This window comes from Blautia sp. MSJ-9, assembly GCF_018919065.1.
In the GTDB taxonomy this organism is placed as follows: domain Bacteria; phylum Bacillota; class Clostridia; order Lachnospirales; family Lachnospiraceae; genus Blautia_A.
The window spans coordinates 1-26,323 of the sequence record NZ_JAHLQG010000008.1 but is presented as its reverse complement, the minus strand read 5'-3'; the positions used below and the strand labels follow the sequence as shown (position 1 = coordinate 26,323).

The following is a 26,323-nucleotide window of genomic DNA, read 5'->3' as shown; positions in this document are numbered from 1 at the left end:
TGGGTGCTTACAGGTTTATTATAAGGCAAAAAAATGGAATTGTTAAGGTGCAAAGTGGAATTTAATCTCGCATATTTACTGAGATAATCCACAGATGGAATTTAGTTTTTCATTTAAGTTGATTTTAAAAGAAAAGGAACGTTCAGTAATCGAAGATCTTCAGACACAAGAGAAAAGCTGTGTGGAAAAGTATGGAAAATACGCAGAACAGGCCAGGGACCCGGAGCTTAAAAATCTTTTCCGGAATATCCAGCAGGAAGAACAGAAGCATTATGAGTCTTTGTCAATGATTCTTTCCGGAAGTGTGCCTGAATGTAACTGTAATGACAGATCAGGCAAAGACTATCAGCCAAAAGCAGTCTATACAGCCATGAGTTCACCGGAAGATAAACAACACGATGCGTTTCTTGCAACAGACTGTATTGGTACAGAGAAGCTGGTGTCAGGAACATACAATGATGATGTATTTGCCTTTGGCGATAGTGGTGTACGCAAGCTGTTGGCTGATATACAGATTGAGGAGCAGAATCATGCGGAGATGCTGTATAAGTATAAAACAGTGAATGGAATGGCATAACAGCGAAAAGGATGTCGGATTTGCTCTCGGCATCCTTTTTATATGGGATTATACAGGATAAAATAGTATAAAAAAATGTCAAAATATTTTATTGAAACTCCTCGTGATTTTGCTATGATATAGTAAGATTATGTCGGCAGAAGGTCAGTACTATAGATATATAGTGAATCGGAGACAAAATTCAGAAAGGGGATTTTTACATATGTACACAGGAAACTATGAATGTCTGGAATTATTTGTAAAACCAGAAGCCGGGAAAAAAGGCAGTGTGAGTCTGAAGAAGGTAAAAGAAAACAAAACAGAAATAAAAGAACTGCGGCATATCTATGGGAACTGGATTAAGTTCCCGACAGATAAAGATACAGAATACGAGATTACTGCACAGGACTGCACCATTACCTTTGCTTATTTAAGCGAATGTGAAAATATCCTGAAGAATGGAATCTGCGTACTGAATACCACAGATAATTTTAAAGCAATGAATAAAGAAGAATTTTTTAAATTCATTGGCACTCCGTACAGAGAGCAGTATCATTTTTCACCAGTTGTGAACTGGAATAATGATCCTAATGGACTTTGCTGGTTTAAGGGTTATTATCATCTTTTTTATCAGCTGAATCCTTTTGGACAGGAGTGGAATAATATGTACTGGGGACATGCAGCAAGTAAGGATTTGGTGCATTGGACACATCTTCCGGTTGTATTAGAGCCTCAGGAAGAAATTCTGGATAATCTTGCGATTAAAGGAGGTGCTTTCTCCGGAAGTGCACTTCCGATGGGAGATGAGGTGTACTTCTATCTCACAAGACATATCGGACCGCAGGATGACGGATGGGACACTATTCAGTATCAGACAATGACAAAGAGTAGCGATATGATTCATTTTGAGCCGGAAAAAGAGATTATCAGGGAGAAACCGGAAGGTACTAACTATGATTTCCGTGATCCGAAAGCAATTAAAATTGGTGAGAAATATTATATTGTATTAGGTGCATGCGTAGATGAAAAAGGAACATTTCTTCTGTATGAATCTGAAGACGCAGAGAACTGGAAATACAGATGTCCTCTGATTACAGAGGAAACAAAGATCAGGACTATTGAGTGTCCGGACTTTTTCCCACTGGATGATAAATATGTAGCTATGGGCGCATGGATGAGCCATTATGATGAATACGGAAGATTCCAGCAGTGCAGGTATTATGTGGGAGACTGGAACGGTGATGCAATGGATGTCCATACGCAGCAGTGGGTGGATTTTGGAAGCAACTGCTATGCAGCGCAGAGCTTTCAGCATGAAGACCGCAGGATACTGATCGGTTGGATCAGTGATTTTTATGGAGAGCATATTGCTACAGAGCCGGGAGTTTATGGAAGCATGACTCTGCCAAGAGAGCTCCATGTGAAGAATGAACATGTATATACAAAACCTGTAGAGGAAGTTTATACTCTTCTGAGTGATACAGTATATGAAGGCACCGGCAGTGAGATTAAAGTCGGCTCTATTGCAGATAACAGATATTATGCATCTGTATCATTTGAAGAAACAGGAGATTTCAACATTCTTCTTGGTCAGGATGGGGATAAATCCATCAGTCTGACTGCAGAAGGGGGAAAAGTATTCTTTAAAATGGCTGGTGTGAAGAGTGATAAGGTACAGTTTGTTTCTTCTGTGGAGAAATGCAGAAATGCAGAAATTTTTGTAGACGGAAGAACAATAGAAGTATATTTAAATGATGGAGAAGATGCAGGAACCAGACTGTTTTATAATAGCAGCAGACAGGGGATTTTCTGTCTGAACAGTGAAAAAGATGCGCAGGTGAAAATTTGTGAAATGAAATCCATCTGGAAATAAATCAGAGATTTCAGAAATCGGAATCTCAGATTTTTTCGAATATCCGTTTAACTTATGGAATTGTTATAGGAATATAGAAAACGGGAGTAAATAGAAATGACCACATCTATGATAAAGGGTAATCCACTGAAATTGATGTTACAGTTTGCGTTTCCTCTATTATTAGGAAACCTGCTGCAACAGACCTATAATATTATTGACGCTGCGATCGTAGGCCAGATCCTTGGTGCAAAAGCGCTGGCAAGTGTAGGAGCCAGCAGCAGTATACAGTTTCTGGTACTTGGATTCTGTATGGGAAGCTGTACAGGTTTTGGCGTTCCTGTAGCTAAATATTTTGGCGCGGAAAAGATAGAGAAAATGCGGGATTATATCTTTAATGGAGCTGTGTTATGTGCAGGAATTGCAGTGATCCTTACAGTATTATGCAGCGTTTTATGTCCTCAGATATTACATATTCTATCAGTACCGGAGGACATTTATGACAATGCATATAGTTATCTGCTGATCATTTTCCTGGGGATTCCCTTTACGATTTTATATAACTATCTGTCCAGTATTTTGAGGTCAGTGGGAGACAGCAGGACACCGTTTATATTTCTGGCGTTATCTGCTGTTCTGAACATTTTTCTGGATTTATTCTGTATCGTAGTGCTGAAACTTGGATGTGCCGGAGCTGCCATTGCAACAATTTCCGCACAGGCGATCAGTGGAATCTTGTGCCTTATTTTTATCATCCGCAAGATGAAACTCCTGTGGCTTAAGAAAGAAAACAGGGCAATAAAGGGGGATGCAGTAAAGGAACTTCTGGCAATGGGAATGCCTACGGGACTTCAGTTCTCCATCACAGCTATCGGAAGTATGGTTATGCAGTCTGCTAATAACGGGCTTGGAAGTACTTATGTATCCGCATTTACGGCAGCAATGAAGATTAAGCAGTTTACTATGTGTCCATTTGATGCTATCGCAACATCTGCATCTGTATTCTGCAGCCAAAATCTGGGAGCAGGACAGTCTGACAGGATTAAGAAAGGATTGCGCTGTGGTATTACAGTGGGAGTAGGATATGGTATTGCGGCGGGAATTTTACTGATTTTTGCAGGGCGTACACTTTCTATGCTGTTTGTTGGAAAGAGTGCGGTGGCAGTTTTGGATGCCTCTGCCAAATACCTCAGATGTATGGGATTTTTCTACTGGAGTCTTGGTATTCTGAATGTTGCTCGCATGGTAACTCAGGGACTTGGATATTCAGGCAGAGCCGTTTTCTCCGGCGTAACAGAAATGATTGCCAGAACAGTTGTCTGTCTTGGATTTGTAGGAACTTTTGGCTTCACAGCCATCTGCTTCGCAGACCAGACTGCCTGGATCACAGCAACCTGCTATATTTTCCCGACATGCCTGTGGTGTATCCGAAAGTCTACAAGAATGCTTGCATCTAATAAAAGTATGACAAAATAAGAAAACAGCTATGCAAGAGCAGCAGATAAAAATATCTGTACTCTTCATAGCTGTTTTTATGTATGGTTTATATATGGTAAAGCTATTGACTATATGGATATCAGGTTAAAAGAGCTTCTGCTCAGATGCTTTTTTATCCGTAAATGGTCCTGCGACAGTTTTGACATCTCTGTGATTTCCAAAGAAATCCTGATTAAAGATAATCGGGCTTTCGTCAGGATTTTCGTATTTCTGTTCCGGTTCGAATGCCATACCAAGTGTTTCCGTTGAGATGATACCGTCGGTTTCTTCTTTGATGATATCATACAGGTTGGTCTTCAGATACCAGCCATCTTCTTTCTCTTCAACAGAGATATCTACAGTGTGTTCTGTATCTGTGACTGCATCTGTTTCTTTTTCCCATGCACGTGCTCCATTGAAATAGAGATTGCCGGATGCCCATACAGGAAGATGATCATAATAGCAGTTGCCTGTTGTCTCAGAACCCATTCCGCAGTAACCTTCGAACTGTCTGTTCCATTCATCAAAGGTTGGATATCCGTTAAATTTGAAAGTTCCTGTGATCACATTGCAGTCATCCCACATATTTCCATTGTTACCCATAAGATCAGCCAGATCCTGCATACAAGGACGGATCGGTTTCTGAACGAAGATGTTGTTGTAGAATCTGTCATCTCCATGAAGGATGGTCATAAATCCTGCAACCTGAGTTCCGTGTTTGGTGTGATATGGAGTATATCTGGGAGATGGAATATCAGGTGCACCGTTGTCTGTACCGATACCAACAGAAACGAAGCCGCCGCAGATCAGGTTATGTACAAGGGCAACACCCTGGGTTGCAATTTTCAGTGCACGGTCAGACAGCAGGATATTGTGGTCGATCAATGTCGGACCATGGGAAACCTCAACGAAGATATCTTCTCCTACGCTTGTGACAGCGTCATCCCCTGCCTCGAAGTCATTAGGAAGAGCATTGTCATGGAAGAGATTTCCTGTAACGCGGGTTCCCTGTGCCTGCCAGTCAAGCCACAGACCACGGGTGCAGTTGTGGATATGGTTGCGGCGGAAAATAACATCGATAGCAGCATGCATTTTGATACCGCCAATCTCTGCTCCTGCCAGATTCTGCTTGTTATTAATGTGGTGGATATGGTTGTCTTCAATAACAGAGAATACGCCTCCAAGATGTCCTACAATACCTGTCTGACCGCAGTCATGGATTTCACATCTGCGCACAATATGGGAACCGATGTGTTCTTTATCCCATCCTTCATAGGAAGCCTGGCAGATGCAGTCGCGTTCTGTCTGAGTTCCGTCTTTGTATTTCCACTTTAACCATTTGTTATCATTTTCAGGCTGCAGATATTTACCAAGAGAAATACCGCTGCATTTGGATTCATAGATTTCACAGTCTTCGATGATCCATCCTTTGGACCAGTGAGGACCGACCATTCCCTCCTGATAAGCGGTAGGGGGAGCCCACTGAGTAGCAGCCTGACTGATGCGGAAACCGGAGAGAGTGATATATCCGATTCCTTCACTTTCTGGATAGAAGCAGTTTCTTCTTACACTGATCTCAACATTTTCTTTATTGGGATCTTTTTCATGGAAGTTTGCATAAATAATTGTCTGATTATTGGCTTCATCCTGTTCTGCGTACCATGTATATACAGAGAAATCCGGATCCCATGAGATAGTACTTTTTTGTGGATTTTTAACTTTATCCAGAGTGGTTACTTCATACATGGATTTTTCATTCAGATATACATCTCCTGTATGAGCAATAAATGTAGCGATAAACCAATCTCCGGATACCAGGGTAGTAAATGGGTTATAATCACCGAAGATTCCGTTCGGAATGACTGCTTTCCATACAGTGCCTTCTACATTTTCCCAGTCTTTGACAGCTTCACTTCCTGTAATGTGCGCCTGTCCTTTTATTGCAGAACGGTAGGTGATACGCTTGTCTGCCGTTCCAGCGTGAATCGGATTAACAGCTTCACGGTATAATCCCGGTGCAACGATGACTTCATCTCCCGGAAGTGCCTTTGCAGCGGCCTCCTGAATAGTTTTGAATGGATTTTCTTTTGTTCCGTTTCCGGTCTGGATTACGGATGCATCAACGTAAATAATCATTATAAAAACCTCCCGGCCTTCTGGCCTGAATCCTTCTGTTTGCGGGCGAAATGCCCATAAGATATGTAATCTAGTGTAGCATGTAGATATGCAGCGAAACAATGGAATCCTGTGTCATTTTGTATGAATTTTGTGATGATTCATTACTGTTCACACACTACTGTCCTGCGAGATATTTTGACATAAATATGCCAAAATACCGATACATACAAGCCCAAATTCCATTGCCGCAGGCAATCTGGAATGAATTTTGGCTACGTTACTGAGAACGGAGAGAACAGTAACACTTATTAACAATTTTCGAAAAAAGTTCACAAAAAACTTCTTGACCATCAAAGAAACACAAGTTATAATCCCCTATATAAAAATTTTCGTGCAAAGAGCAGACAATGGGGTCTGAGAAAGAATCCCATTGCCTGCTCTTTTTTGCGTACTACGAAGGTTTTTTCATATTATAATCCGCACAATTCGAGAGGAGGAATATCATGAGGCTGAATCCCAAAGAACAGGAAAAATTAATGCTTCATATGGCAGGAAATCTTGCAAAAGAGAGAAAGGAAAGAGGTCTGAAACTGAATTACGTGGAGGCACTTGCGTATATCAGTTCTGAACTCCTGGAGCTTGCAAGAGATGGTAAAACAGTAGTAGAGCTGATGCAGCTTGGAACCAAGATTCTTACAAAGGATGACGTAATGGACGGTGTTGCTGATATGATCGGTGAAGTTCAGGTAGAGGCAACATTCCCGGATGGAACCAAGCTTGTGACAGTACATAATCCAATTCAGTAAGGAGGAAAATGAGCATGAAAATCGGTGAAATTATGGCCGCAGATCGTGAGATCACACTTAATGAAGGCAAGAAAACAGTGACAGTAACAGTGGCAAATAAAGGCGACAGACCGGTTCAGGTCGGTTCTCATTTTCACTTCTTTGAAGTAAATAAATGCCTTTCTTTTGACAGGGAAAAAGCCTATGGATATCATCTGGACATTCCTTCAGGAACATCTGTAAGATTTGAGCCAGGTGAAGAAAAAGAGGTTCAGCTTACAGAAATGGGCGGCAGACAGAGAGTATTCGGACTGAATGACCTTACCCGTGCACAGGCAACTGACGATACAAAAGCAGCATCCATGGAAACTGCGAAATTAAAAGGATTTCTGTAAGGAGGGACAACAATGAGTACAAAAATTTCCGGAAGCAAATATGCGGCAATGTATGGCCCGACTACAGGAGATAAGGTACGTCTGGCAGATACAAGCCTTGTGATTGAGGTAGAGAAAGATTATACAACCTATGGAGACGAAGTAAAGTTCGGCGGCGGCAAGACAATCCGTGACGGTATGGGACAGTCTGTAAAAACCTGCAGTAAAGACGGAGATCTGGATTTGGTAATTACAAATGCATTGATCGTAGACTCCACAGGAATCGTAAAAGCAGATATCGGTATCAAAGACGGCAAGATTGCAGGAATCGGTAAAGCCGGAAACCCGGATATCATGGACGGTGTCACACCTGGAATGACAGTCGGCGCATCTACAGAAGCGCTTGCAGGAGAAGGAATGATCGTAACTGCAGGTGGAATTGATACCCATATTCACTTCATCAGCCCACAGCAGATCGATTGTGCATTATACAGTGGTGTAACTACTATGATCGGAGGTGGTACAGGCCCGGCAGACGGTACAAACGCAACTACCTGTACACCAGGACCATGGAATTTGAGAATGATGTTAAAGGCAGCTGAGGAATACCCGATGAACTTAGGCTTCCTTGGAAAAGGTAACTGCTCAGACGAAGCTCCTCTTATTGAGCAGGTTAAGGCCGGAGCTATGGGACTTAAGATCCATGAGGACTGGGGCGCAACACCTGCAGTTATCAATCACTGTCTGAATGTGGCAGATGAATATGATGTACAGGTTGCCATCCATACAGACACATTAAATGAAGGTGGATGTGTGGAAGATACACTTGCAGCCATCGGCGGCAGAACCATCCACACTTATCATACAGAGGGTGCAGGCGGTGGACATGCACCGGATATTATCCGCGCAGCAGCAGCTCCGAACGTACTGCCATCCTCCACAAACCCGACAATGCCATATACAGTAAACACTCTGGATGAGCATCTGGATATGCTTATGGTTTGCCATCACCTTGACAAGAGAATTCCGGAAGATGTTGCATTTGCAGATTCCCGAATCCGTCCTGAGACAATCGCAGCAGAGGATGTTCTTCATGATATGGGTATCTTCAGTATGATGAGCTCTGACTCTCAGGCTATGGGACGTGTAGGTGAGGTTATCACACGTACTTGGCAGACAGCAAGTAAGATGAAAGATGAGAGAGGCGCACTTCCGGAAGATGCAGGACATGACAATGACAACTTCCGTGTAAAACGTTATATCTCCAAATATACCATCAACCCGGCGATCACACACGGTATTTCCCAGTATGTTGGCTCCGTGGAAGAAGGTAAATTCGCAGATCTCGTTCTCTGGAATCCGGTATTCTTTGGTGCAAAACCGGATATCATCATCAAAGGTGGTATGATCATTGCATCTAAGATGGGTGATGCAAATGCATCCATTCCGACAACACAGCCGGTTCTCTATCAGCCAATGTTTGCAGCTCATGGAAAAGCTAAGAATGAAGCTTGCCTGACCTTTGTATCCCAGGCTGCCATGGATGAGAATGTAAAAGAGAAATACGGTCTTGAGAAAACTGTAGTACCTGTAAAGGGATGCAGAAATATCAGCAAAAAAGATATGGTATTTAACGACAGAACACCGGAACTGACCGTAGATCCGGAGACATATAAGGTTACTGTTGACGGCGAAGAAATCACTTCCAAACCGGCAGAGAAACTTCCGCTGACACAGCTTTACAGTCTGTTCTAAAAATTCTGAATAGTTACAATCTGGTTATCTGATCATAAAAATGATATTCGCAGGACTGTTATTTATGGAGTTTTGTGAGAACTTTTATAAGAACTTACCAAACAATATAATGACAGTCCTGTCAGTATAAAATTCTGATTTTTATATGAGAATAAGCAGGATTTATTCATCTTGTTATGCGTGTTGAATAAAAGTATTTCCACTTACGAAATATAAACAGAAAAATATACTGAAGAAGTAGGAGAGGAGAGAATGTTATGTTAGGAGTTTGTCTTTTATTTGTAGGAATCGTACTGATCAACAACGGTATGTGTTCTTTATATAATGTAGACGGAAAATCAACCGCCATCATGAATATCTTTACAGGTGGTCTTTCTTTATTTATTAACTTTGTCAATCTGGTGCAGGGCAATTATTATGCAGCAGGAACAGGATTACTGTTCTGCTTTACCTATCTTTTCGTAGCCCTGAGTAAATTCCTGAAAGCAAGCCCGATCCCATTTGCGTGGTTTTCTACTTTTGTAGCCATTAACGCGGTAATCTTCGGTACAATCGAGGGATTTACAGGAAGCACTGCACTGGGAATTACACCGGATCTGCGCTGGGCAGCAATCTGGTATCTGTGGGCAATTCTTTGGGGAACTGCTTTCGTAGAAGATATCTGCGGAAAAAAACTTGGAAAATTCGTTCCATATCTTCAGGTATTTGAGGGTATCGTAACCGCATGGGTTCCTGGGGTTATGATGTTACTTCAGATTTGGTAAGAAAATAAACCTGATAAGAAATTTTTATCGGATTTTGGAGGTAGAAAATAATGCTGTGTGAACAGGTTTTAGGAAAGCTTCATGATTTTGATACTACAGGAAAAACAATAGAATATGTAGATATTGAATGGCACGAAGCATTCAAGAAAATACATAAGAAAACAACAGACAAAGGAACAGAAGTGGGAATCCGCATGGATGATTCCATTCTAGCCAGAGGTCTGTATCAGGATGATGTGATCTATGCAGATGATGAGAAACTTGTAGTGGTAAATACACCGCCATGCGAAGTAATCCGCGTTTCTCTGACTCCCGGACATGAGAAAATGTCTGCAAAAGTCTGCTATGAAATCGGAAACAGACATGCACCACTCTTCTGGGGAGAAAATGATACGTTTATCACGATCTATAACGAACCCATGCTTGTCATGCTTCAGAAAATCCATGGAGTTCAGGCAGAGAAAGAAGTGTTGAAGCTGGACTTTGACAGGAGAATTTCTGCAAGTATTCATAATCATCATCATTAAATATGACTGTAAGGAATGTTATGAGCAAGTAGCGAAGCGGATTGCGAATATCCGCTTGACGACAATCAATGTTAATTATGGAGGTTCTTCATGTCAGAAAAACAGTTCTATCTTCTACAGGTAAATGATGCGCTGTTTCCCATCGGAGGATATTCTCATTCCCAGGGACTTGAGACTTATATTCAGCGTGGAATCGTCCACGATGCAGACACAGCCAGAGAGTACATTACTCACAAAATTAAATGGAATCTTGCATATACAGAACTTCTGGCAGCCAGACTTGCATATGAAGCTGCGGAGAAAAAAGACCTGCAGGAACTTCTGTACCTGGAAGAACTTCTGGAAGCATCCAGAATTCCTATGGAACAGAGAGAAGCTGCCAGAAAAATGGGTTCCCGTTTCGCAAAGACCATTGAAAAGCTTGGACTCTCTATCAGCGAAACAGGGATTTTCAGAGAATATCTGGATGCAAGAAAGGGAAAAGCAGTAAATCATTGCTGTATTTACGGAGTTTTTTGTGCGGAAATGCAGATTCCGCTGGAAGAAGCGCTGACACATTATCTATACGCACAGACATCTGCGATCGTTACCAATTGCGTAAAAACAATCCCCCTCAGTCAGACATCCGGGCAGCAGCTTCTGAGCGGATGCTATGGGGAATTTGATGAGATATTAAAGGATGTCATGAACAGAAGCGAGGAGGACTTATGTCTCTCTGCACCTGGATTTGATATCAGAGGAATCCAGCATGAGAAGTTGTATTCCAGGCTATATATGTCTTAGCTTGAATTTGGTATTAGGTTATTCCAGGCTCAAGCGTGGATAGAAACAGAATCATGTGTATAATATGAAATCTTCAAAAATAATATGTGGAAAGTCAGTAAACAGATTATAAGAAGCTATTAACAAGTAAAGTAGAAAAGAGGAAATCGGTTATGTCATACGTAAAAATCGGAGTTGCCGGACCTGTGGGTTCCGGAAAAACAGCACTTATTGAAGCACTGTCAAGAAAGATGGCAAAGGATTACAGCATTGGTGTCATCACAAATGATATCTACACAAAAGAAGACGCCCAGTTCCTTGCAAAGAACAGCGTTCTTCCTGTAGAGAGGATCATTGGTGTAGAGACAGGCGGATGCCCTCACACAGCCATCCGTGAAGATGCTTCCATGAATCTGGAAGCAGTAGATGAGATGATGGAACGCTTCCCTGATATTGAACTTCTTTTCATCGAAAGCGGCGGAGATAACCTGTCTGCAACATTCAGTCCGGAGCTGGTAGATGCAACAATCTTCGTCATTGATGTAGCAGAAGGAGATAAGATTCCGCGTAAAGGCGGTCCTGGAATCACACGTTCTGATCTTCTTGTAATTAATAAGATAGACCTGGCTCCATATGTAGGTGCAAGTCTCGAAGTAATGGAAAGAGACTCAAAAAAAATGCGTGGTGACAGACCATTCCAGTTTACAAATATCCGCGGAGATGAGAACGTAGATAAAGTGGTAGAGTGGATCAAGAAAAACGTACTCCTGGAAGGAATGTAAAGGAAAATGCCTATGGATAACAAATTCGGAAAAATATCCCGCATCAGCGCCTGCGCAGCCTTAAAAGACGGAAGGACTATTCTGGAAGATCTGTCTTTCACAGCACCATACAAGATCATGATGCCTTTCGAAAAAGAAAACGGTGGGATCCAGATCATGCCACTCTGTGCTTCTGCAGGAATTATGGCAGGCGATTCCCAGGAATTTTCCTATCATGTAAAGGAAGGCGCAGACCTGGAAGTCCTGTCCCAGTCCTTTGAGAAAATCCACAAAATGGACGAAGGCTCAGCCACCCGGACCATCGAAGTGCAGGTAGACAAAAACGCTACATTATATTACTATCCACAGCCGGTGATTCCTTTCGCACAGTCAGCCTTTGACAGTAAAATGACTATCCATCTGGAAGACGAAACCTCCCGTTTATTCCTGCTGGAGATCATCTCTTGTGGTCGAAACGCTCATGACGAACGTTTTCAGTACCGCAGATTCTCCTCAAAAGTCCTGCTGTACAGAGGAGACAAACTGATCTATCGCGACAATACCCGCTACGAACCGGACAAAATGCCCATGGAAGGAATCGGAATGTACGAGGGCTACACACATATGGCAAACCTGTTTCTCTCTAAAATCTGCAGCAGAGATGGTGAAAGTTGCAGTCAGGAATCCGGGAGTGTAAAACCGGCAGATTCAGCAATCAATCTGGAACTTCAGGAAAAAATCTGGCAGATTTTTGACGAAGATTCGGAAATAGATGGCGGAGTTACCCGTCTCACAACCGGAGATCTGGCGTTGAGAATCTTCGGTCACCGTGCTCAGAAACTACAGCAGGTAGCGGAAAAAATCAAGAAACTGTATGAAGAAGAACAGATATGAATATAGAATCAGCAAAAAACCATACATGGGGAGATGTTCATTAATCAGCTTTGTTGACGTCTGATGGCAGAAAAGTTATAATATGATATAGTCTTTAAGGTCAAAAATCAAATAAAGATTTCTGACCTTTTTTGTCTGATGAGGGATTATAAAATATGGAGACATTTTTTACAAAGGACAAAAATTTTTACAAGGTGTTTTTCAGGTTAATGCTGGTTGTGGCGTTGCAGAATCTGGTGGCATACAGCGTGAATATGTTGGATAATATGATGCTTGGGAGCTATGATCAGAATGCACTTTCCGGGGCAGCCACTGTGAACCAGATTTTCTTTGTTGTAAATCAGCTTGCTATTGCAATCGGAAATGCACTGATCGTAATGAGTTCCCAGTACTGGGGGAAAAAAGATACATGTGCAATCAGGAAACTGACAGGAATTGTACTGATATTCAGTCTGCTGGCAGCGATGATCATCCTTGCCATATGCTCGGCATTTCCGGAACAATTGCTTGGTCTGTTCACAACATCACCGGACATTATTATGGAAGGTCAGATTTATCTTAAGATATTGAAATGGACGTTTGTCTTATTTCTGATCAGTAATCTTCTGATCTCCATGTTGAGAAGTGTGGAGACAGTACAGATTTCATTTGTTGTTTCTGTGATATCTCTGATCGTAAACGGTGGAATTAATTATACATTGATCTTCGGATATTTTGGATTTCCGGAGATGGGAATTAAAGGTGCTGCAATAGGAACACTGACAGCCAGAAGCCTGGAGTTTCTGATCGTTCTGTTTTATGTGGCAAAAATTGATAAGAAAGTCAGGGTATTTCATGGTGGATTATTAAGAGGAACATTTACAGCTGAGAACAGAAAACTGTGCAGGGATTTTATTAAAGTATCTACCCCGGTCATTCTTTCAGGGTTAGTATGGGCAATTTCGATTCCTATGCAGACTGCAATACTGGGACATCTTTCTTCAGATGCGATTGCAGCGAATTCCGTAGCAACAACGTTCTTTCAGTATTTAAAAGTAATAGTAGTAGCGATCGCTTCTGCTTCCTCTGTAGTGATCGGAAAGTCTATCGGTCAGGGTGACAGAAATGAAGTGAAGGCTGTTGGACGGACGTTGTCAGTGATTGATATTTCCATAGGAATTATACTGGCAATAGTCTTACTTATGCTGAGAAAACCTCTGCTGTCTATGTATAATCTCACAGAAGAGGCAACAATCCTTGCAGACCATCTGATGATAGTCATGAGTGTAGTTATGGTGGGAATGTCTTATCAGATGCCGGTTTCTGTAGGAGTTATTCAGGGCGGTGGAGATACAAAATTCCAGATGTATATGAATCTGATTTCAACATGGGGAATTGTAATGCCCCTGTCTTTCCTGGCTGCGTTTGTATGGAAGCTTCCGGTGGAATGGGTAGTTGTAGCCGTCCAGTCGGATCAGCTGTTTAAATGTGTGCCTGTGTTCTTAAGATTCAGAAGTTATAAATGGATCAGGAAGCTGACCTGACACATTAGAGCATTTTTTAAACACGCTCCAGGAGACACATAATAGACATATCATAAATTGTAAAGGGCGATTTTGCAAGAGAATGTTATGGAAGAATTGTAAGGTCCAGGTTTTCATGTTAATATATCCATATACAAAAGAAAAAACAGTCCCAGTTCCCCGGAGAGGAGAAATCATGCGTGATGAGACGAAGATGGACGTATATACGTCTGGAGTGACTGGCGCAGAGTATGATGCAGGAATGAAACAGCTTATGAGTAATAAAGAGATTATTGTTCCTATTCTGCAGATGACAGTGTCGGAGTTTAAAGCGTGCTCACAAGAAGAAATTCTACAGTGTTTAGACATTTCTTCTATTACAAAAGATGATTTCGTAAGTGATATACCAAATGTAGAAAAGGATCTGAGATTAACAAAAGAAGACAGTGAACTCTCATCTCCTGTGGAGAAACTGGTGAGGTTTGATATTCGGTTTAAAATAATAAATCCAAAGTTATCTACAGAGAAAATAAGAGTGAATTTACATATTGATATGGAAGCGCAGAAAAGTTACCGACCAAGTAATCCGTCATATCCTATATTAAAACGTGCAGTATATTATGTGGCCAGAGACCTTTCATCTCAGTTAAGTACTATTACGCAGACTACAGATTATTCAAAGTTGGAAAAATGTTATTCCATATGGATCTGTGCGGAGGATGTGCCAAAGAAATTGCAGAATACATTGACGGAATACTCTTTTTCGAAGAAGGATATTATAGGGGTAGTAGATGAACCTGAGGAGGATTATGATCTCTTAACAGTAATTATAATCCGACTGGGAAAAGAAACAGAAGAAAAGGGAATATTTGATTATCTGAAAGGGCTTTTTACTGGTGATATAAAGAGAATACAAAGATATTCACATATAGAATGGTCAGAACCATTTCAGGAGGAGGCGAGCAAAATGACAGGATTTGGAGATATGATTTATGAAAGAGGAATACAGCAAGGAATGCAACAGGGAATGCAGCAAGGCCGTCATGAGGGAATGATTCTGGGGGCTCTTATGAGTGGAAAAACTCCAGAAGAAGTTTCGAAGATGTTGAACTTGCCTCTGGAAGAAATAAAAAAAGTTCAGGAACAGCAGATGACTGTGAACAAGTAGTGAAAGTAAATTACAGATATAAAATTAATTGGGAACTGGGATCATTAATCAAGCATAATTTGCCTGATTTACATTCAAAGAAAAATAGAGTATGATAAACCTGTGGAGCCTGTCTAAGGCTCCATTTTTTAGAGAAAGTATAAAGAATGAAAACACAAAACAATGATAAAGATCATCAAGCTAAAGCTAATCATAAAAGAGGCTATGCACATTACACGTGCATAGCCTCGATCCATTCTTTTTCTCTGAATCCGGTAAGTACAAAGTCATCCCCAATTACCAGCGGTCGTTTCACCAGCATTCCATCTGTGGCAAGAAGCTTCAGCTGTTCATCTTCAGACATATCTTTTAACTTATCTTTTAGTCCCATTTCCTTATAGATCATTCCGCTTGTATTAAAGAACTTCTTCAGTGGAAGACCACTTTTGGTGTACCATTCTTTTAATTCTTCATAGGTAGGATTTTCTTCTTTAATAGCCCGTTCTTCATAACTGATATTGTGTTCATCCAGCCATTTCAGAGCTTTCATGCATGTGCTGCATTTGCGGTAAATTAAAACTTTCATAGACATTCTCCTCGTAGATTTATCGTGACTATTTACAGGCAATTAATTTCTTCGCTGTCGTTTCGATAGATAATAAATATATCATAAATTGGAAAGTGCAATTTTGCAAGAGAATGTTATGAAAGAATTGTAAGAGGAATCAGCTATATTATTTCACATAGATATATCTCTAAATATATTGCATTAACTACAAAAAATTTGTATCTGGAAATTCTGCAAAAAATATGTTACCGCTTTCATAAAAACTGACGAAATTAAAAAACAGAAACTTAAATTCTGCACAAAAACAAATATATAAATTTGTATAATACGTAAAAATGCACTTAATATTTCCAGAACTATTGACATTTATTGGTGAAAAAGTATAATCGAAAATATGAAAGCGCTTGCAGAAAAATAAAACTAAGAAAACATGAAGAAGAGTCTAAGGAGGTTTATTATGGAGTATGTAATAGGAATTTTATTACTGGTTTCTTTCTTCGGACTGGTTGTATATGCAGTACGTGGCGGAAACCTGATGCTGGGGATTTTTATAATGGGTATTATATGGACGGTCCTGCCAATGATTGGCAATATGTTTGTTACAAATCCGGATTTTATAGCAGCAAATAAAGATGCGATCAGTATCAGTTGGACAGATGCACTTCAGAAAGTATTCCAGAGTGGTCCTGAAGGATGGGGACCTGTACTGGTAAATGTAGTGTTTGGTGCATGGTTTGGACGAGTTCTTATGAAAACAGGAATTGCATCCACATTAATTCGTACCACAACAGAATTAGGTGGTGACAAACCTGCGATTACATGTATTTTACTTTGCATTGTAACTACTGCATGTTTCTCATCTATCTTTGGAGCTGGTGCAGTTGTAGCGATCGGCGTCATCGTACTTCCGATTTTTATGTCTCTTGGTATTCCGAAAGTTCTGGCAACATGTTCATTTATGTTAAGCGTCGGAGCCGGAATGTTCGTTAACCCGGTTCTTTACGGACAGTATTCCGCATTCTTCCTGGGAGAGGACGGAAAAACATTATATCCTTATGAACAGCATGTATCATGGGGAATATATGCACTTTTAATTCAGGTTGCAGTTGTTATCATCATGGTTGTTGTACTCAGCAGAGAGAAAAAAGTTCACAGCTGGGCAGCTACCGCACCATCTTCTACAAAGAAACGCCGTGGCGACAATGCACCGGGAATTGCACTGATCGCTCCGATCATTCCGGTTGTACTTCTGATCGTGCTTAAGGTTCCGATCATTCTCGGATTTATTATCGGCAGCTTTTATGCATTATTTACCTGCGGAAAGATCAAAAGCTGGGGACAGACCTGCCGTATGGTCAACAAGGACTTCTTTGATGGCGTTGTAGATACAGCACCGTTGGTAGGATTCCTCCTCATGCTTCCTATGTTTAACAAAGCAGCAGAGCTCTGCGTACCATATTTCAATGCACTGCTCGGTGGAATCATTCCGAACAATACACTGATCATCAGTATCGTATTTGCAGTACTTGCACCACTTGGAATGTTCCGCGGACCATTCACACTGTTCGGATGTGGAGCCGCAACACTTGGTATCTTAAAAGGTATCGGATTCTCAACTGCATACCTTGCACCGTTGATCATCATCCCAAGTACAGTAATGAACGTATCCTGCTGTATCACTCAGTCCTGGATCGTATGGGGTGTTAACTACACGAAAGTATCTACAAAAGAATACCTGAAACTGAGCACAGTAGTCGGATGGATCATCTGTATTATTCTGCAGGCAATGGTATACGTAATGTTTGGTTAATCCGTACAGGATTTATGGAGGAAAAGAACAATGGGTAATAGAAAAGTGAGAATGGGAATCGACGTTGGAGGTACCCATACAAAAGCGGTGGCAATTGATAATGCGACACAGAAAATTATTGGAAAATCTTCAGTAAAAACAACTCATGACGATCAGTCCGGTGTAGCAGCCGGAGTTGTCCAGGCATTCCAGAACTGCCTGAAAGAGAATAATATTGACCCGGAAGATGTTGTATTCGTAGCACACAGTACAACACAGGCAACCAATGCTCTGATTGAAGGTGACGTAGCAAAAGTCGGTGTTATCGGAACTTCCCAGGGAGGGCTTGAGGGTGTCCTTGCAAAAGCACAGACAAAACTGAAGAACATTGACCTTGGTTCAGGAAGAAAGATTGAGATCTGCAATGCATTTATCAAAGAAAAAGATCTGAATCACAATACTATTAAGAACGCGGCAGAGAAACTGAAAGCAGAGGGTGCAAAGGTTTTCGTAGCATCTGAAGCATTCGGTGTAGATGATATGAGTGCTGAGAAAGCAATCTACGATGTAACAAAAGGCGAGATGGGAATGGAAACAAGTATCGCTTCTGACATCACCAAACTGTATGGACTGACCAGAAGGACAAGAACAGCAGCGATCAACGCAAGTATTCTTCCCAAGATGCTCAACACAGCAAATCAGACGGAACAGTCTGTACGTGGTGCAGGAGTAAAAGTTCCGCTTATGATCATGCGTGGTGACGGTGGTGTTATGGAGATCAATGAAATGAAGAAACGTCCGGTGCTTACCATGCTTTCCGGTCCGGCAGCTTCTGTAATGGGATCTCTGATGTACCTTCGTGCATCCAATGGTGTTTATTTCGAAGTAGGTGGAACAACTACGAACATCGGTGTTATCAAGAACGGACGTCCTGCTATTGATTATTCTGTAGTAGGCGGTCACAGAACTTATATCACATCTCTGGATGTACGAGTACTTGGCGTAGCAGGTGGAAGTATGATCCGTCTGAGCAAAAACGGAGTCACAGATGTTGGTCCTCGTTCTGCACATATCGCTGGTCTTGACTATGCAGTATTCACTCCGGAAGAAGAGATCGTAGATCCGCAACTGGAACTTTTCTCCCCAAAAGAAGGCGATCCATCCGATTATGTAGCGATCAAATTAAAGAGCGGAAAGAGAATCACCATCACAAACTCCTGCGCAGCCAATGTACTCGGCCTTGTAAAACCGGAACATTTCTCCTATGGTAATGCAAATGCAGCAAGGAAAGCAATGCAGCCGATCGCTGATTATCTTGGCGTAACAGTAGAAGAAGTTGCAACCCAGATTCTTACAAGAGCATATGAAAAAATCAGCCCGGTTATCCTGGAGCTGGCAGATAAATATAAACTGGAACATGACCAGATTTCTCTGGTAGGTGTAGGTGGAGGTGCTACATCTCTGATCGGTTTCTGTGCACAGAAGATGAACATCAATTACAGCGTTCCTGAAAATGCAGAAGTTATTTCCTCTATCGGTGTTGCTCTTGCGATGGTTCGAGATGTTGTGGAGAGAGTTGTTCCGAATCCGACAGCTGAGGACATCCGCAGTATCAAGGCAGAAGCAATTGATAAAGCAGTAGAGAGCGGTGCATCACCGGATACTGTAGAGGTACATATCGAGATCGATGCTCAGACATCCAAGCTGACAGCAATCGCACTTGGATCCACAGAAGTTAAGACAGCAGATCTGATGAACGAGTGTACAGAAGCAGAAGCCAGATCTCTTGCTGCAACAGACATGCGTAAGAAAGAGAACGAGATTGAGCTGGTTTGCCAGATTCCGAACTTCTATGTATATCAGACAACAGAGAAAGACAGAAAACCAATCCGTATCCTTGATAAGAAAGGATTTATCAAAGTACAGAGAACAGACGGAATCGCAGTTACTGCAAAAGTTGCTTCTTATAGAAGTGCTGTAACGAAGTTATGGGAAGAACTGGCAGTTTACAAAGCAGATGCGATCCTCAGACCAGACTATTATATCTGTGCCGGTGCACGAGTAATGGACTTTAATGGTTCCGGTGAACTGGAACAGGTACTCATGCTGATGGATGTAGAAATGCAGAGTCTGGATCCAAATACAGAAGTAGTGATCGTAGGCGCAAAAAGCCAGGTATAAAGAAGAATAAAAGCAGCCGGAAAGGAGGAAACAATGAAGTATACGATCAGAGAAATGATGAAAGAGCTGACAGGACTGACAGACCTTCAGTGGGGTGGATATGCTTTCTATCATGAACCTCTGGAGCGAAAATTTACTCCGGAGCAGAAGGAGAATTATACCCGTCTTGCAAACAAATGCGGTGAAGAGGAAGCAGAGAGCTTGCTGTCAGAATATCCGGAAAAGAGTATCGGGGAAATCGCCGGAGAACTGGGATTTACCGTAAAAACTCCGGATACTCCTACAGGTGGCGGACATGTACTCTTTGCGCAGTATGTGGAGCCAAAAGAGATCACAGTCTTTATGGACTGTATTGAAAAAGCAGAAAAACTGATAAATAAAGAAAAGCTTCAGAGTTTCTTTCCGGCAGCAGATCTGAAAGATGTATTAATGGCACATGAACTTTTTCATGGAATTGAATACAGAAAAAGGAAGCAGATTTTTACCCAGACAGAGAAGATTGAATTGTGGAGACGCCCGTTTTCCAATAAATCAAAAATCTTATGTTTAAGTGAGATGGCAGCAATGGCGTTTGCAAAGCGTATGACAGGGATCAGTTGCTCCCCATATGTGCTAGATGTGCTTCTCATGTATTGTTACAACGAAGAAGCAGCCATTGCTTTATATGAGGAAATCCTTGAAGCAGCAGGGATCAGAGAAAGGGAAGAAGAATGTTAACAACAACAATTGATCATGCAGAGAAATACAATTACCTTGGAGAACGTTTCAGGAAAGCATTTGCATTTCTGAGAGATACTGATTTCTCCGTTCTTTCAGAGGGAAAAGTTGAGATAGATGGAGAGAACATTTTTGCAGAAGTTCAGGAATATGTGACAAAACCGGAAAACGAATGCAGATTTGAATCTCATAAGAAATATTTTGATATTCAGTATATGGCAGAGGGCGAAGAATACTTCGGATTTATTCCTCTCGAAGAGCTGAAAAAGGATACAGGATATGATGAAACCAGAGATCTGGAATTCTACCAGTTTCCGGAAGTAAACGGAAGAATCCATCTGAAAAAAGGTGATTTTGCAGTAGTATCTCCGGATGATGGTCATCAGCCGAGATGTATAGGAAAAGCACCATGTAAAGTAAAGAAAATCGTAGTAAAGGTAAAAGTAGACTAAATCGTTTAAAAAGCAGGTAAAGAAAAGTCCGGATTCCCTGAAATCTTGAAAAAAGTGCCGCATCGTGTATAATATCTATAGAATTAGATGAGAGAAAGTTATTGGATACAAAGGAAACAGTAACATCAGAAACGATTAGGAGACAAAGACAAGGGAAAAATATGAATATATATGACATTGCCAAGGAGGCGGGAGTTTCAATAACCACAGTATCCCGTGTGATCAACAAAAAGGGATACGTCAGTGAGAAGACAAGAAAAAAGATTCAGGATGTACTTGACAGAAATGAATATCATCCAAGTGACATTGCAAGAGGTCTTGTTTCGGGATCTATGAAAACAGTTGCAATTGTTGTTGTGGATGTTCGTGTTCCCCATTATGCGTTGACTTCCTATATTATGGAACAGAGGTTATCTGATGAGGGATACATGGTTCTGGTATGTAATACCGGTGAGAAAGAAGAGGACTGCAGGAAATATTTATGTATGCTTGCAAACCGTCATGTAGATGGAATCATTCTGGTGGGATCGATCTTCAACAGACTTTGTGATGAAGAGACACTGAATCTTTTAAGTGACATTCCGATTGTTATGGCAAACGGAAAGATTGACAGGGACAATATCCATGCAGTTCTGGTTGATGAAGCATACGGAATGGAACTTGCCACCGAACATTTATATGAAAGAGGACGCAGAAAACTTGCTTATGTGATCGATAAGGATACTAATGCCGCTGACAGAAAGCGGAAAGGCTTTCTCAGAGAAATGAAAAGGCTTGGATATGAGGATCCTGAAAAAGATGTTTACCACACTTCCTATGGACTGGAGGGCGGAGCACAGATTGCAGAAGTTTTACGTGAGAAAGGATATGACGGAGTTGTATTCGGAGAAGATCTGACAGCAGTCGGAGCTCTGAATCAGTGGAAAAAAGACGGGGTGAAAATCCCGGAAGAGATTTCCCTGATCGGATGCAATAATTCGGAATATTCCTATGTATGCAGCCCTGCACTTACCACAGTAAACAATAAAGGTGAAGTGCTCAGTGAGCTGACAGTAAGAATGCTTCTGGATGTTCTGGAGAAAAAGAAAGAACTTGCTTCTTTGATCGTTCTTCCGGAACTGGTGGTGAGGGAGACGACATAATCCAGCCGGAAAGGAAATTATGTCAGAAGTTATATTATTTGGAGAGCCAATGGCAATGTTCGTAGCCAAAACCTGCGGACCATTACATGAAGTAGAAGAATTTACAAGAATGCTTGCCGGTGCAGAGGTAAATGTAGCAATCGGACTGAAACGCCTGGGACATTCTGTTGCATATGTAACCAAGCTTGGAACAGATCCATTTGGAACTTATATTGAGAATAAACTGAAATCAGAAGGTCTTGATGTCCAGATTTCAAAGGACGAAGATCATTTCACAGGTTATCAGCTGAAAGGCAAAGTAATGGAGGGTGATCCTGAAGTATTCTATTATAGAAGAAACAGCGCAGCATCCTGTCTTTCTGTAGAAGATATTGAGAAGGTGGATCTGGAAGGAGCAAGAGTCCTGCACATTACAGGAATCCCACCGGCACTTTCCAAAAGCTGCCGTGAAGCAACTTACCGTCTGATCGAACGTGCGAGAGAAAAAAACATGCTGGTCAGTTTTGATCCAAACCTCAGGCCAACTCTCTGGGAGAGTCAGGAAGTGATGATAGAAACGATCAATGACATTGCATCCAGGGCAGATATTGTACTTCCGGGAACAGCTGAGGGAAAAATCCTTATGGGAAGTGATAAACCGGAGGAAATCGCAGAATTCTACCGTAAGAACGGAGCAAAAGCCGTAATCATTAAAGCTGGCGGTGCCGGTGCTTACGCAGACTGGGAAGATGGAAAAGCTTTTTATCCCGGATATAAAGTAAAAGAAGTCGTAGATACAGTGGGAGCAGGTGACGGATTTGCAGTTGGAATCCTGAGCGCATGGCTTGAAGGTTTGCAGATGCCGGAAATGGTAGACAGAGGAAATGCTATCGGGTCTATTCAGGTATCTGTTGCAAGTGATAATGAGGGACTTCCGACAAAAGAAGAACTGGATACTTATATGAAAGGGGCAAAATAAAATGAGACTGCAGGTAGCGATAGACCGTGTGACAGTAGATCGTGCGGCAGAAATCATAGACCAGACTCATGGATGTGCGGATATCATTGAGGTTGGCACATCCCTGATCAAGGATTACGGACTTTCAGGCAGTGTAAAAGTTCTGAAAGAGAAATATCCGGAGCAGTGTATTCTGGCAGACATTAAGACCTGCGATGAAGGTGAATATGAATTCAGAAAGACCTATGAAGCAGGTGGAGATATCCCTACGATTATGGGATATTCTTCTGTTTCCACATTAAAAGCATGCCAGAAAGTAGCGGAAGAATTCCAGAAAGAGTACATGATCGATCTGCTGGAAGTATTTGATGACAAGCTTGAAATTCTGAAGAAAGAATTTCCGGAAGCAATCTTCTGTGTACATCTGCCCTCTGATGATCAGGGTGTTGGACTTGAAGAACTTGTAAAACATATGTGTATGAAACTGACGGGTGTAGAAAAGATTGCAGTAGCAGGTGGCGTGAAACTGGAGAATATCGACCTGATGAAACGTTATGGAATCGATACAGTAATCGTCGGCGGTGCAATCAGCAAAGCAGCAGATATCAGAGAAGCAGCAGAGGCATTTGCACAGGAAATCAGGAGGCAGAAATAATGGTAGAAGTATTACAGGATATTATGCAGGAAATCGAAGATGTCATTGATAAAGTAAAAGACGAAGAGTTACAGGCGGTTATGGCAGAACTTGACAAGAGCAGGAGAGTATTTGTTGCAGGAGAGGGCCGCTCCGGTTTTTCTGCAAGAGGATTTGCCATGCGCCTGATGCATATCGGATATACAGTATATTTTGTTGGAGAAACTATTACACCGGCAATGCAGGCCGGAGATGTATTTATCGGAGTATCCGGTTCCGGAAAGAGTGCCAGCGTGGTAAATGATGCAAAGAAAGCAAAAGACGCAGGACTTACTGTGATCGCAGTGACAAGCAAACCGGAATCCCCGCTTGCGGAAGCTGCAAAAACAGTACTTGTGATCCCTGGAACTGTAAAAGGAGATACAGGGGAAGCAAGAGGTTCTATCCAGCTCTTAAGTTCTCTTTTTGACCAGAGCCTTCATATTACTCTGGATGCGCTCTGCCTGCTTCTCAGCAGAAGAGACCATACAGCAAACGAAACAGCAACAAAAGCACACTGGTAAAAGGAACGCTCGGGAAAGCAGAGGTATGAGATGATTAGATTTGGCGTGATCGGCACGAATTTTATTACAGACCGTTTTCTTAAAGCTGGAGAATGCTGCGGGGAATTTAAACTTGTGGCAGTCTATTCCAGAACTATGGAGCGTGCAAAGGAATATGCACAGGTTCATGGTGCAAAATATGCATTTGACACATTAGAGACTCTGGCAGAATGTGAAGAAGTGGACGCAGTTTATGTAGCCAGCCCGAATGCATGTCACGCAAAGCAGAGTATTCTGATGATGGAACATGGGAAACATGTTCTCTGCGAAAAGGCAGTTGCGTCTAACAGCAGAGAATTAGAAGAAGTGCTGGCAGCGGCAGAGAAAGCGCAGGTTGTTTTCCTGGAAGCGGTACGTCAGATTTATATGCCTGGATTTCAGGCGATTCAGGAGAATCTGCATAAGCTTGGAACTATCCGGCGTGCAAGTTTTTCATACTGTAAATATTCCAGCAGATATGACAACTATAAGAATGGAATTATTGAAAATGTATTCAACCCGAACCTGTCAAACGGTTCACTGATGGATATTGGTGTCTATGGAGTCCACATGCTGGGAGCATTTTTCGGTATGCCAGAGAGAATCCAGAGTGCAGGACTGAAGCTTTCCAATGGTGTAGACGGTGAAGGAACAATCCTTGCTGAGTATGCCGGAATGTTGGCAGAAGTAACTTACTCAAAAATCAGTGATCTAAACATTCCAGCGCAGATTCAGGGAGAAAACGGAACCATGCTTATTGAGCAGATGACAGAACCTGTCAAACTTACGATCATCTCACGTGATGGAAGTGAAGAAGTCATCGAACTTCCGGAAACAGAGCCGCCTATGGTACATGAGATAAGGAAGTTTGCTGAACTTGCAGAAGCAGGAACTGTTAATCATAAATATCTGGAAAACAGCAGAATAGAAATGAAGATCATAGACGAGGCAAGAAGACAGCAGGGAATTGTGTTCCCGGCAGATACTCAGTAAGTCAGAGAATTTATCTGCTTAATTGAATCTGATAAGTGATTATTTTTTTACCTGTTGACGCGCGGCAAAGATATCTGACGCAGGATTTTACGCTCTGCTGGACTGGATTAAGATGCATTATTTGCTAGGATTGCTATAGATTGAATAGCAGGTTATGAATAAGTAATGAAGCGGATGATTTTATCCACTTGATTATTCTTCAATTAAGAAAGAAGGAATAAAAAATGGCTAATAAATTAATGGAAGAAATGAAAGAAAAGATCCATGCAATGAAAATTGTACCTGTAGTAAAACTCAACGATGCAAAAGATGCAGTACCTCTTGCCAAAGCACTGGTAGAGGGTGGAATCCCATGCGCAGAAGTTACTTTCCGTACAGATGCAGCTGTAGAATCTATCAAAAAAATGCTGGAAGCATATCCGGATATGCTGGTAGGTGCTGGAACAGTACTTACAACAGCGCAGGTTGATGCAGCAATTGAAGCAGGCGCCAAATTTATCGTAAGTCCTGGACTGAATCCCAAAACAGTAAAATACTGCCAGGAAAAAAATATCCCAATTCTTCCGGGTGTAGCAACTGCAAGTGAGATCGAACAGGCATTAGAACTGGGACTTGATGTAGTGAAATTCTTCCCGGCAGAAGTAAACGGAGGACTTCCTGCGATCAAAGCACTCTCTGCACCATATCACATGATGCAGTTCATGCCGACCGGCGGGGTAAATCCGCAGAATGTAAAAGAGTACCTTTCTTTCGATAAAGTTCTCGCATGCGGCGGAACCTGGATGGTAAAAGATGCCCTGATCAATGCCGGAGAATTTGACAAGATCAAAGAAATGACAAGAGAAGCAATTGAGCTTGTAACAGAATAAAGATTTTAATATAGGAATGGATTGTTTGCCCTTAGGCAGCTGCACTTATTATCGTGCAGCTGCCTTTTTAAGTTTGCGCGCCATGGGCGCGCTCTAACGGGTGCAAGTCCCGAACACGCCCGGATAGTGGGAAGTGTATAGCCGAACAGCAAGGGTGTCTATCGTGAGGTAGAATCTGAAGGAAGCT

General features: G+C 41.7%; 25 protein-coding genes. 23 read left to right on the top strand and 2 right to left on the bottom strand.

Going from position 1 to position 26,323, the window contains the following annotated elements; genetic code table 11:
- Positions 1 to 118: 118 nt before the first annotated feature.
- The 3 genes from KQI87_RS01740 (at position 119) to KQI87_RS01730 (ending at position 3,884) form a co-directional block, all read left to right on the top strand.
- Positions 119 to 577: a ferritin-like domain-containing protein gene (locus KQI87_RS01740; protein ID WP_019163044.1), complete on the top strand. Its 459-nt coding sequence runs from the start codon at positions 119 to 121 to the stop codon at positions 575 to 577.
- Between the two features lie 202 nt (positions 578 to 779).
- Positions 780 to 2,429: a glycoside hydrolase family 32 protein gene (locus KQI87_RS01735; protein ID WP_253292327.1), complete on the top strand. Its 1,650-nt coding sequence runs from the start codon at positions 780 to 782 to the stop codon at positions 2,427 to 2,429.
- 96 nt (positions 2,430 to 2,525) lie between these two features.
- Entirely contained in the window at positions 2,526 to 3,884 is a 1,359-nt protein-coding gene (locus KQI87_RS01730; protein ID WP_216458639.1) for an MATE family efflux transporter, read from the top strand.
- A gap of 105 nt (positions 3,885 to 3,989) precedes the next feature.
- Here the strand turns inward: KQI87_RS01730 and KQI87_RS01725 are convergent, their stop codons facing one another.
- Positions 3,990 to 6,020, bottom strand: a complete 2,031-nt coding sequence (locus KQI87_RS01725; protein WP_216458638.1) for a right-handed parallel beta-helix repeat-containing protein — start codon at positions 6,018 to 6,020, stop codon at positions 3,990 to 3,992.
- 485 nt (positions 6,021 to 6,505) lie between these two features.
- Between KQI87_RS01725 and ureA the strand changes: the two genes are divergently transcribed.
- The 10 genes from ureA to KQI87_RS01675 all read left to right on the top strand — a co-directional run bounded on the left by ureA (position 6,506) and on the right by KQI87_RS01675 (position 15,294).
- Complete coding sequence (ureA, locus tag KQI87_RS01720; RefSeq protein WP_008705098.1) at positions 6,506 to 6,808, top strand: urease subunit gamma; 303 nt, start codon at positions 6,506 to 6,508, stop codon at positions 6,806 to 6,808.
- Positions 6,809 to 6,822: 14 nt separating this feature from the next.
- Entirely contained in the window at positions 6,823 to 7,182 is a 360-nt protein-coding gene (gene ureB, locus KQI87_RS01715; protein WP_019163039.1) for an urease subunit beta, read from the top strand.
- Positions 7,183 to 7,194: 12 nt separating this feature from the next.
- Positions 7,195 to 8,916, top strand: coding sequence for an urease subunit beta (gene ureB / locus KQI87_RS01710; protein ID WP_118136090.1), 1,722 nt, complete (start codon positions 7,195 to 7,197; stop codon positions 8,914 to 8,916).
- 257 nt (positions 8,917 to 9,173) lie between these two features.
- Positions 9,174 to 9,680 (top strand): AmiS/UreI family transporter, encoded by a 507-nt coding sequence (locus tag KQI87_RS01705; protein ID WP_008705095.1) that lies wholly within the window; start codon positions 9,174 to 9,176, stop codon positions 9,678 to 9,680.
- Positions 9,681 to 9,730: 50 nt separating this feature from the next.
- A complete protein-coding gene (locus KQI87_RS01700) occupies positions 9,731 to 10,207 on the top strand; it encodes an urease accessory protein UreE (RefSeq protein ID WP_055054337.1) in 477 nt (158 codons plus the stop codon).
- Between the two features lie 90 nt (positions 10,208 to 10,297).
- A complete protein-coding gene (locus tag KQI87_RS01695; RefSeq protein WP_022380159.1) occupies positions 10,298 to 10,990 on the top strand; it encodes an urease accessory protein UreF in 693 nt (230 codons plus the stop codon).
- A 152-nt stretch (positions 10,991 to 11,142) separates the two neighbouring features.
- Complete coding sequence (gene ureG / locus KQI87_RS01690) at positions 11,143 to 11,751, top strand: urease accessory protein UreG (RefSeq protein WP_008705089.1); 609 nt, start codon at positions 11,143 to 11,145, stop codon at positions 11,749 to 11,751.
- A 12-nt stretch (positions 11,752 to 11,763) separates the two neighbouring features.
- Positions 11,764 to 12,624, top strand: coding sequence for an urease accessory protein UreD (locus KQI87_RS01685; protein WP_253292326.1), 861 nt, complete (start codon positions 11,764 to 11,766; stop codon positions 12,622 to 12,624).
- 155 nt (positions 12,625 to 12,779) lie between these two features.
- The gene (locus KQI87_RS01680) at positions 12,780 to 14,147 is read left to right on the top strand and encodes an MATE family efflux transporter (RefSeq protein WP_216458636.1); all 1,368 of its coding nucleotides are present in this window, start codon (positions 12,780 to 12,782) and stop codon (positions 14,145 to 14,147) included.
- Positions 14,148 to 14,322: 175 nt separating this feature from the next.
- Positions 14,323 to 15,294, top strand: a complete 972-nt coding sequence (locus KQI87_RS01675) for an Rpn family recombination-promoting nuclease/putative transposase (protein ID WP_253292325.1) — start codon at positions 14,323 to 14,325, stop codon at positions 15,292 to 15,294.
- 211 nt (positions 15,295 to 15,505) lie between these two features.
- On the opposite strand, the gene KQI87_RS01670 is transcribed toward KQI87_RS01675, so the two are convergent.
- Positions 15,506 to 15,865, bottom strand: coding sequence for an arsenate reductase family protein (locus KQI87_RS01670; RefSeq protein ID WP_216458635.1), 360 nt, complete (start codon positions 15,863 to 15,865; stop codon positions 15,506 to 15,508).
- 433 nt (positions 15,866 to 16,298) lie between these two features.
- On the opposite strand from KQI87_RS01670, the gene KQI87_RS01665 reads away from it, so the two are divergent.
- From KQI87_RS01665 to KQI87_RS01620, 10 genes are all read left to right on the top strand, one after another.
- Positions 16,299 to 17,651, top strand: coding sequence for a citrate transporter (locus tag KQI87_RS01665; RefSeq protein WP_216458634.1), 1,353 nt, complete (start codon positions 16,299 to 16,301; stop codon positions 17,649 to 17,651).
- A gap of 30 nt (positions 17,652 to 17,681) precedes the next feature.
- The gene (locus tag KQI87_RS01660) at positions 17,682 to 19,811 is read left to right on the top strand and encodes a hydantoinase/oxoprolinase family protein (protein WP_216458633.1); all 2,130 of its coding nucleotides are present in this window, start codon (positions 17,682 to 17,684) and stop codon (positions 19,809 to 19,811) included.
- Positions 19,812 to 19,844: 33 nt separating this feature from the next.
- Positions 19,845 to 20,528, top strand: a complete 684-nt coding sequence (locus KQI87_RS01655; protein WP_216458632.1) for a hypothetical protein — start codon at positions 19,845 to 19,847, stop codon at positions 20,526 to 20,528.
- Positions 20,522 to 20,980, top strand: a complete 459-nt coding sequence (locus KQI87_RS01650; RefSeq protein ID WP_119241324.1) for a YhcH/YjgK/YiaL family protein — start codon at positions 20,522 to 20,524, stop codon at positions 20,978 to 20,980. Before KQI87_RS01655 ends, KQI87_RS01650 begins: the two co-directional genes overlap by 7 nt.
- Positions 20,981 to 21,081: 101 nt before the next feature.
- The gene (locus KQI87_RS01645) at positions 21,082 to 22,122 is read left to right on the top strand and encodes a LacI family DNA-binding transcriptional regulator (protein ID WP_256444785.1); all 1,041 of its coding nucleotides are present in this window, start codon (positions 21,082 to 21,084) and stop codon (positions 22,120 to 22,122) included.
- 19 nt (positions 22,123 to 22,141) lie between these two features.
- A complete protein-coding gene (locus tag KQI87_RS01640) occupies positions 22,142 to 23,080 on the top strand; it encodes a sugar kinase (protein WP_216458631.1) in 939 nt (312 codons plus the stop codon).
- A gap of 1 nt (position 23,081) precedes the next feature.
- Entirely contained in the window at positions 23,082 to 23,714 is a 633-nt protein-coding gene (locus tag KQI87_RS01635; RefSeq protein ID WP_216458630.1) for an orotidine 5'-phosphate decarboxylase / HUMPS family protein, read from the top strand.
- Positions 23,714 to 24,256: a 6-phospho-3-hexuloisomerase gene (hxlB, locus tag KQI87_RS01630; RefSeq protein WP_216458629.1), complete on the top strand. Its 543-nt coding sequence runs from the start codon at positions 23,714 to 23,716 to the stop codon at positions 24,254 to 24,256. Before KQI87_RS01635 ends, hxlB begins: the two co-directional genes overlap by 1 nt.
- A 30-nt stretch (positions 24,257 to 24,286) precedes the next feature.
- Complete coding sequence (locus tag KQI87_RS01625; protein WP_216458628.1) at positions 24,287 to 25,267, top strand: Gfo/Idh/MocA family protein; 981 nt, start codon at positions 24,287 to 24,289, stop codon at positions 25,265 to 25,267.
- A gap of 224 nt (positions 25,268 to 25,491) precedes the next feature.
- Positions 25,492 to 26,136, top strand: coding sequence for a bifunctional 4-hydroxy-2-oxoglutarate aldolase/2-dehydro-3-deoxy-phosphogluconate aldolase (locus KQI87_RS01620; protein ID WP_253292324.1), 645 nt, complete (start codon positions 25,492 to 25,494; stop codon positions 26,134 to 26,136).
- Positions 26,137 to 26,323: the final 187 nt, after the last annotated feature.

Bases quoted from the DNA above. Each gene is read 5' to 3' on its own strand.
- KQI87_RS01735 (WP_253292327.1), top strand. From the start codon at position 780: ATGTACACAGGAAACTATGAATGTCTGGAATTATTTGTAAAACCAGAA.
- KQI87_RS01730 (WP_216458639.1), top strand. From the start codon at position 2,526: ATGACCACATCTATGATAAAGGGTAATCCACTGAAATTGATGTTACAG.
- KQI87_RS01725 (WP_216458638.1), bottom strand. From the start codon at position 6,020: ATGATTATTTACGTTGATGCATCCGTAATCCAGACCGGAAACGGAACA.
- ureA (WP_008705098.1), top strand. From the start codon at position 6,506: ATGAGGCTGAATCCCAAAGAACAGGAAAAATTAATGCTTCATATGGCA.
- ureB (WP_019163039.1), top strand. From the start codon at position 6,823: ATGAAAATCGGTGAAATTATGGCCGCAGATCGTGAGATCACACTTAAT.
- ureB (WP_118136090.1), top strand. From the start codon at position 7,195: ATGAGTACAAAAATTTCCGGAAGCAAATATGCGGCAATGTATGGCCCG.
- KQI87_RS01705 (WP_008705095.1), top strand. From the start codon at position 9,174: ATGTTAGGAGTTTGTCTTTTATTTGTAGGAATCGTACTGATCAACAAC.
- KQI87_RS01700 (WP_055054337.1), top strand. From the start codon at position 9,731: ATGCTGTGTGAACAGGTTTTAGGAAAGCTTCATGATTTTGATACTACA.
- KQI87_RS01695 (WP_022380159.1), top strand. From the start codon at position 10,298: ATGTCAGAAAAACAGTTCTATCTTCTACAGGTAAATGATGCGCTGTTT.
- ureG (WP_008705089.1), top strand. From the start codon at position 11,143: ATGTCATACGTAAAAATCGGAGTTGCCGGACCTGTGGGTTCCGGAAAA.
- KQI87_RS01685 (WP_253292326.1), top strand. From the start codon at position 11,764: ATGGATAACAAATTCGGAAAAATATCCCGCATCAGCGCCTGCGCAGCC.
- KQI87_RS01680 (WP_216458636.1), top strand. From the start codon at position 12,780: ATGGAGACATTTTTTACAAAGGACAAAAATTTTTACAAGGTGTTTTTC.
- KQI87_RS01675 (WP_253292325.1), top strand. From the start codon at position 14,323: ATGCGTGATGAGACGAAGATGGACGTATATACGTCTGGAGTGACTGGC.
- KQI87_RS01670 (WP_216458635.1), bottom strand. From the start codon at position 15,865: ATGTCTATGAAAGTTTTAATTTACCGCAAATGCAGCACATGCATGAAA.
- KQI87_RS01665 (WP_216458634.1), top strand. From the start codon at position 16,299: ATGGAGTATGTAATAGGAATTTTATTACTGGTTTCTTTCTTCGGACTG.
- KQI87_RS01660 (WP_216458633.1), top strand. From the start codon at position 17,682: ATGGGTAATAGAAAAGTGAGAATGGGAATCGACGTTGGAGGTACCCAT.
- KQI87_RS01655 (WP_216458632.1), top strand. From the start codon at position 19,845: ATGAAGTATACGATCAGAGAAATGATGAAAGAGCTGACAGGACTGACA.
- KQI87_RS01650 (WP_119241324.1), top strand. From the start codon at position 20,522: ATGTTAACAACAACAATTGATCATGCAGAGAAATACAATTACCTTGGA.
- KQI87_RS01640 (WP_216458631.1), top strand. From the start codon at position 22,142: ATGTCAGAAGTTATATTATTTGGAGAGCCAATGGCAATGTTCGTAGCC.
- KQI87_RS01635 (WP_216458630.1), top strand. From the start codon at position 23,082: ATGAGACTGCAGGTAGCGATAGACCGTGTGACAGTAGATCGTGCGGCA.
- hxlB (WP_216458629.1), top strand. From the start codon at position 23,714: ATGGTAGAAGTATTACAGGATATTATGCAGGAAATCGAAGATGTCATT.
- KQI87_RS01625 (WP_216458628.1), top strand. From the start codon at position 24,287: ATGATTAGATTTGGCGTGATCGGCACGAATTTTATTACAGACCGTTTT.
- KQI87_RS01620 (WP_253292324.1), top strand. From the start codon at position 25,492: ATGGCTAATAAATTAATGGAAGAAATGAAAGAAAAGATCCATGCAATG.